Origin of the sequence: Methylopila musalis, from assembly GCF_042679725.1 — a bacterium.
Taxonomy (GTDB): domain Bacteria; phylum Pseudomonadota; class Alphaproteobacteria; order Rhizobiales; family Methylopilaceae; genus Methylopila; species Methylopila musalis.
In genome coordinates, this window is the sequence record NZ_JBHTMX010000156.1 from 1 (window position 1) to 6,462 (window position 6,462).

Here is a 6,462-nt window from a genome sequence, read left to right on the forward strand (position 1 = left end):
GCTCGTCGCCGTCCTGCTGGTCGCGGCCTGTCCCGCCGCCGCCAAGGTGTTCACCGACGCCGCCGGCCGGCGCGTGGAGATCCCGGACGCGCCTAAGCGGGTTCTGCCGGCCGGGCCGCCGGCGGCGGTGCTGATCTATGTGCTGGCGCCCGACCTGCTCGCCGGCTGGACCCGCGCCCCGGGCGCGGACGAGACGCCGTTCCTGCGCCCGGAGGTTCGCGATCTGCCCGCCTATGGCCGCCTCGCCGGGCGCGGCGGCACCGCGAACATCGAGGCCGTGCTGGCGGCGAAGCCCGACCTGATCGTGGACGTGGGCTCGGTGGACGCCACCTACGCCTCGCTCGCCGACCGGGTGCAGGCGCAGACCGGCATTCCCTACATCCTCATCGACGGCGCGCTGGCCGCATCGCCGGACACCTTGCGCAGCCTCGGCCTCGCCCTGAACCGCGAGACCCGCGCCGCCGAACTCGCGGCTTACGCCGACGACACGCTCGCCTCCGTGGCGGAGGGCGTCGCGCGCATTCCGGCGGAGGAGCGGCCGCGGGTCTATTACGCCCGCGGGCCGGACGGGCTGGAGACCGCGCCCAAGGGCTCGATCACGGTCGAGTCGCTCGACGCAGTGGGCGCGGTCAATGTGGCGGAGGGCGGGACCGGCCTCGCCCGGGTGTCGCCCGAGCAGATCCTCGGCTGGAACCCGGACGCGGTCGTCACCATTGATCAACGTTTCGCAACGCGGGCGAAAACCGACCCGATCTGGTCCGGAATCAAGGCCGTGCGCGACGGTCGGGTCTACGCCGCGCCATCGCTCCCGTTCGGCTGGCTCGACGCGCCGCCGGCGGTGAACCGGCTGATCGGGCTGCGCTGGCTGGCGAGCGCGCTCTACGGCGGCGGGTCGTCCGACGACCTCCGGGCCGAGACGAAACGCTTCTACGCCCTGTTCTACGGCGTCGCGCTGGGCGAGCCGGAGCTCGACCGGCTGCTGCCGCCCGCAGGCGCTGTCCCGTCGCCCGCGGGCGCCGGCCGGTGAGCGAAGCCGCGGTCGCGGTCGAGGTTCGCGCGCCGCTCTGGCGGCGGCTGGCGCCGGCGGCGGCGCTGATGGCGATCGTCGCGCTCGCCCTGTTCTCGGGCAAGTTCGCGGCCACCCCCGGCGAGGTGCTGACCGTGCTCGCCACCAAGCCGTTCGGCCTGCCCTCCGGGCTCGATCCGGCGACCGAGACCGCGATCTGGCAGGTGCGGCTGCCGCGGGTGCTGGCGGGGCTCGCCATCGGGGCGGCGCTCGCCGCGGCGGGGGCGACCTATCAGGGCCTGTTCCGCAATCCGCTGGTTTCGCCGGACATTCTGGGCGTCTCCGCCGGCGCCAGCCTCGGGGCGGCGCTCGGCGTGTTCCTGTCGCTCGACGTGCTGGTGATCCAGACGCTCGCCTTTCTCGGCGGCCTCGGCGCGGTGTCGGCGGTCTATGCGGTCGGCGCGGCGATCCGCACGCGCGATCCGGTGCTGGTGCTGGTGCTGGCCGGGGTCGCGGTCGGCGCGCTGCTCGGCGCCGCGCTGTCGCTGATCAAGATCCTCGCCGATCCGTACAACCAGCTCCCCGCCATCACCTACTGGCTGCTGGGCAGCCTCGCCTCCGTCACCCGGGGCGATCTGGCCGCGACGCTGCCCGCGATCGCGCTCGGGCTCGCGCCGCTTGTGGCGCTGCGCTGGCGCATGAACCTGATGACGCTCGGCGAGGAGGAGGCGCGCGCGCTCGGGGTCGAGACCCGCGCGCTCCGCCCGCTGCTGGTCGCCGCCGCGACGCTGATGACGGCGGCGGCGGTCTCCGTCACCGGGGTCATCGGCTGGGTCGGGCTGATCGTGCCCCATGTGGCGCGGCTGCTGGTGGGGCCGGATTTCGCGAAGCTGCTCCCGGCCTCGCTGATGCTGGGCGGCGGCTTTCTGGTCGGGGTCGATCTGGTCGCGCGGCAGGCGGCCACGATCGAGATCCCGCTCGGGGTGCTCACGGCCGCGATCGGCGCGCCGTTCTTCCTGTGGCTGCTGGCGACCGCGCGGCGGGGCTGGTCGTGACGCTCGCGGCCGAGGCGCTCTCCACCGGCTATGGCGGCGTCACCGTCGGTCGCGACATCGCGCTCGAGGCCCGGCCGGGCGAGGTCCTGTGCCTGCTCGGGCCGAACGGCTGCGGCAAGACCACCCTGTTCAAGACCCTGCTCGGCCTGATCCCGCCCAAGGCCGGCCGGGTGACGCTCGACGGCGAGGACATCGCCCGCTGGCCGCGCCGAAGGCTCGCCCAGGCGGTCGCCTATGTGCCCCAGGCCCATGCGGCGCTGTTTCCCTTCACGGTGGCGGACATGGCGCTGATGGGCCGCGCCGCGCGGGTCGGCCTGTTCGATCGCCCCGGCCCGGCGGACCGCGCGGCGGCGACAGCTGCGCTCGACAGCCTCGGCGTCGGGCGGCTTGCGCCCCGCGTCTACACCGAGCTGTCCGGCGGCGAGCGCCAGCTGGCGCTGATCGCCCGCGCGCTGGCGCAGGAGCCGAAGGTGCTGGTGATGGACGAGCCGACCGCGAGCCTCGATCTCGGCAACGAGACCCGCGTGCTGGAGCGGGTGCGCGGCCTGAAGGCCCGCGGCCTCGCGGTGGTGCTGTCGACCCACGACCCCGATCACGCCTTCCTCGTCGCCGACCGCGTGGCGCTGATGGCGGAGGGCGGGATCGCGGCGCTCGGAACCGCGGAGGAGACGCTCACCCCGGAACGGCTCGAGGCGCTGTATGGGGTCCCGGTCGCCACGCCCTATGTTCCCGAACTCGGCCGGCGCATCGTCGCGCCGTCCCTGCCCACATCAGGAGAAACCCCATGAAGCTCAGCGCGCGCAACGTCCTCAAGGGCACGGTGGTCGAGGTGACCAAGGGCGCCACCACCGCCCATGTGAAGCTCGACGTGGGCGGAACCATCGTCACCGCCTCCGTCACCAACGCGGCCGTGGACGAGCTGAAGCTCGAGACCGGCCAGCAGGCCTATGCGGTGATCAAGGCGTCCGACGTCATGGTCGGCGTGGACTGATCCATGGTCCGGCTGAACGAGATCCGCGACGGCGAGGTCGCCGTCGCGCCGCCGCCCGCGACCGACGCGGGCCTGACCTTCATCGGCCGCATCCGCACCCCGTGGACCTCGCGGCTCGAATGTCCGCGGCAGGGGCGGACGGACGGCCCGGTCTGTCGCATCGACATCTTCGAGCCGTGGGCGCCGGCGCTCGCCGGGATCGAGGCGTTCGAGCGGGTGGAGGTGCTCTATTGGCTGCACGAATCCCGCCGCGACCTCGTGCTCCAGAGCCCCACCAAAGACGGCGTGACCAAGGGCACGTTCGCCCTGCGCTCGCCGGTGCGACCGAACCCGATCGGGACCTCGCTCGCGACGCTGGTCGGCGTCGAAGGCGCGACGGTTCTGGTCCGCGGGCTCGACTGCCTCGACGGCACGCCGCTGATCGACCTGAAGCCGGACCGCTGCCTGTTCACGCCGCTCGCGGCCCCGCAGAAAGGCGACTTCGACATCGGCGGCTGACCTGCGGTCGCACGCCGGGAACGTTGCGTTTCGGCAACGCCCGTGCGCGCATCGCTATGTTTGACGAAATATGGCGATGGTGTGACTGGCGGCGTCCGTCGCGGCATGCCAGCGATGACGTTCTATCGGGGGACTCCGGCCGCGAGTCGGTCGGGACTGAGGAGGACGTCAGTCGTGCGTTATATTCGTTCACGTATTGCGGTGTCGCTGGGAGCGCTGGTGGCGGCCTGCGGCCCGGCTCTGTCGCAGGCGGTTCCCGCGAGCGCGGCCCCGGACGCGTCCGAGACCGGCGTGTTCCAGCTCGGCGAGATTTCGGTGATCGGCACGGATCGCGCCGCCGGCGGCACCTCCGGCCAGGCGCTGTCGCAGGACCGCGCCACCGCGCAGGACATGTACGTCTTCAACCGCGCCTCGCTGGACGACGCGCTGACGCTGGTTCCCGGCGTGCATGTGGACGGCTTCGGCGGCAGCCGGAACGAGAAGGTCGCCTACATCCGCGGCTTCGACCTGTTCCAGGCGCCGCTGTCGATCGACGGCGTGCGCGTCTACCTGCCCTACGACAACCGCCTCGACCTCGGGCGCTTCATCACCCCGGATCTGGCGGCGGTGGAGGTGCAGAAGGGCTACGTCTCGGTGCTGAACGGCCCCGGCGGCATGGGCGGCGCCATCAATCTGGTGACCCGCAAGCCCACCAAGGCGCTCGACTTCAGCGCGCAGGAGACCATCGACTTCGGCAACACCGGCAAGCTCGCCTCCCATGTGGGCGCGGCCTCCCTCGGCACGCTGCAGGAGAAGTTCTACCTGCAGGCCAACGCGGGCTACCGCAGCAGTGACGGCTTCTTCCTGTCCCGCAGGTTCGATCCGGTCAGCTTCGGCGGCGTGGAGACCGAGAACGGCGGCCGGCGCGACCATGCGGAGACCCGCGACTGGCGCGTGAACCTGAAGGCCGGCGTCACGCCCAACGACACGGACGAGTATTCGATCAGCTACACCAAGCAGGAAGGCCGCAAGGAGGCGCCGTTCTCGACGGAGGAGCCGATCCGCGGCGTCACCGGCCCCTCGCCCACGGGCACGCCGAGCTTCCAGCGCAGCTGGGAATGGCCGAAGTGGGACTATGAGAGCGTCTATTTCCTCTCCCACACCGCGCTCGGCGAGAAGTCCTATGTGAACGGCAAGCTGTTCTACAACAAGCTGAACAACCTGCTCTCGGCTTATGACGACGGCACGTTCACCACGCGGGCGACGGGACGCTCCTTCGACAGCTATTACGACGAGACCGGCTATGGCGGCAGCGTCGAGCTTGGGACCGAGCTGATCCCCATGAACACGCTGAAGGGCGCGTTCCACTGGCGCCGCGACGTGCACGAGCCGCGCAATCTCGCCAGTCCCGGCGTCAACAGCGTGTTCGACGCCGAGGCGGAGCAGTCGGAGGACACCATGTCCTTCGCGCTGGAGAACACGTTCCACGCCACCGAACGGCTCGATCTGGTCGCCGGCCTCTCCTACGACCGGCGCGTGCTCGACAAGGCGGAGTATGTGGTCGACTCGGGCGCGGACTCGTACCTGAGAGAGTACGACAAGAAGAACGACGGCGCGTGGAACTGGCAGGCGGCCGCGATCTACAAGCTAAGCGAGGCCGGCCGCGTCCACGCCAGCGTCTCGGACCGCACGCGCTTCCCCACGCTGTGGGAGCGCTTCTCCACGCGCTTCGGCGACGCCCTGCCCAATCCCGGCCTTGAGGCCGAGCGGGCGCAGAATTGGGAGATGGGCTGGACCGACATGGTGCGGCCGGGCCTGACCCTTGGCGCGACCGCCTTCTACAGCGACGTGAAGGACGTCATCCAGGGCGTGACCGTCACGATGACTGATCCGACCGATCCCACGCAGGAGCTCGTCTACAACCAGAACCAGAACGTTGGCGACGGCGACTATTACGGCGTCGAGCTCAAGGCCGAGTGGACCGCGACCGACACGCTCGCCTTCGGCGGCCACTACACCTACCTGCGCCGCAAGATCGACGCGCCCGAGAACCCGGAGATCAAGCCGGTGGGCACGCCGCGCCATTCCGCGCTGCTCTACGCCAAGTGGCGGGCCTATGAGGGCCTCGACCTGACGCCGAGCGTGGAGCTGTCCTCGTCGCGCTACTCCACCAACCGCAGCGAGAACGCCTATGACAAGAACGGCGGCTTCGTGCTGGTGAACATGTCCGCGGACTACGCCTTCACCGAGAATTTCTCGGCGGGCGTCGGCGTGCGCAACCTGTTCGACAAGAACTACGCCGTCCAGTACGGCTATCCGGAGGCGGGCCGCACGCTGTTCGCCCGGGCCAAGGCGACGTTCTGACCGCCACGCGGACCATTGACGGCGGGCCTGCGCCCGCCGACTCTGGCGCCCGTTGCGAACTCCACGGCGGCGCGGGCGTTACGCCCCGCCGCCGTGCGGCTTTCAGGCGGACGAATGGCTTCTCTGCGACTGTGGATCGTCATGGACCCCGACGGCCGGGTCGGCCCCGGCAAGGTCGAGCTGCTGGAGGCGATCGCCCGCGAGGGGTCGATCTCCGCCGCCGGCCGGGCCATGGGCATGTCCTACCGCCGCGCCTGGGATCTGGTGGACGAGACCACGAAGATCTTCGGCCGCCCCGTCGTCGCCTCGCAGGCGGGCGGCAAGCATGGCGGCGGCGCGAAGCTGACGCCCTTCGGCGAGGAGATCGTCGCCCGCTACCGGGCGGTGGAGAAGGCGGCCGCCAAGGCCGTCAAGGCCGAACTCGCCGCGCTGCAGGCGGGCGTGCGCGCCACCGACGACGCGGCCTGATCCGGAAACAGGTCTGAAACCACGCTCAACTGTCATGCCCGAGCTTGTCTCGGGCATCCACGACTTGGACGTCGACGCTTGCGCCCGACGGAAAGTCGTGG

Annotated in this window: 7 protein-coding genes; all 7 read left to right on the forward strand. The window is 71.1% G+C overall.

The window, feature by feature from the left end; genetic code table 11:
• Nucleotides 1-13: 13 nt before the first annotated feature.
• The 7 genes from ACFQ4O_RS13570 to ACFQ4O_RS13600 all read left to right on the forward strand — a co-directional run bounded on the left by ACFQ4O_RS13570 (nt 14) and on the right by ACFQ4O_RS13600 (nt 6,361).
• Entirely contained in the window at nt 14-1,027 is a 1,014-nt protein-coding gene (locus ACFQ4O_RS13570) for an iron ABC transporter substrate-binding protein (RefSeq protein ID WP_378776233.1), read from the forward strand.
• Between the two features lie 68 nt (nt 1,028-1,095).
• Nucleotides 1,096-2,061, forward strand: a complete 966-nt coding sequence (locus tag ACFQ4O_RS13575) for a FecCD family ABC transporter permease (RefSeq protein WP_378776234.1) — start codon at nt 1,096-1,098, stop codon at nt 2,059-2,061.
• Nucleotides 2,058-2,849 (forward strand): ABC transporter ATP-binding protein, encoded by a 792-nt coding sequence (locus tag ACFQ4O_RS13580; RefSeq protein ID WP_378776228.1) that lies wholly within the window; start codon nt 2,058-2,060, stop codon nt 2,847-2,849. The genes ACFQ4O_RS13575 and ACFQ4O_RS13580 overlap by 4 nt, the downstream gene beginning before the upstream one ends.
• On the forward strand, nt 2,846-3,052 hold the full coding sequence (locus ACFQ4O_RS13585; RefSeq protein ID WP_378776229.1) for a TOBE domain-containing protein: 207 nt from the start codon (nt 2,846-2,848) through the stop codon (nt 3,050-3,052). Before ACFQ4O_RS13580 ends, ACFQ4O_RS13585 begins: the two co-directional genes overlap by 4 nt.
• A 3-nt stretch (nt 3,053-3,055) precedes the next feature.
• On the forward strand, nt 3,056-3,550 hold the full coding sequence (gene tsaA, locus ACFQ4O_RS13590; RefSeq protein ID WP_378776230.1) for a tRNA (N6-threonylcarbamoyladenosine(37)-N6)-methyltransferase TrmO: 495 nt from the start codon (nt 3,056-3,058) through the stop codon (nt 3,548-3,550).
• 174 nt (nt 3,551-3,724) lie between these two features.
• The gene (locus tag ACFQ4O_RS13595; RefSeq protein ID WP_378776231.1) at nt 3,725-5,893 is read left to right on the forward strand and encodes a TonB-dependent receptor plug domain-containing protein; all 2,169 of its coding nucleotides are present in this window, start codon (nt 3,725-3,727) and stop codon (nt 5,891-5,893) included.
• Nucleotides 5,894-6,007: 114 nt separating this feature from the next.
• On the forward strand, nt 6,008-6,361 hold the full coding sequence (locus tag ACFQ4O_RS13600) for a winged helix-turn-helix domain-containing protein (protein ID WP_378776232.1): 354 nt from the start codon (nt 6,008-6,010) through the stop codon (nt 6,359-6,361).
• The last annotated feature ends 101 nt before the right edge of the window (nt 6,362-6,462 follow it).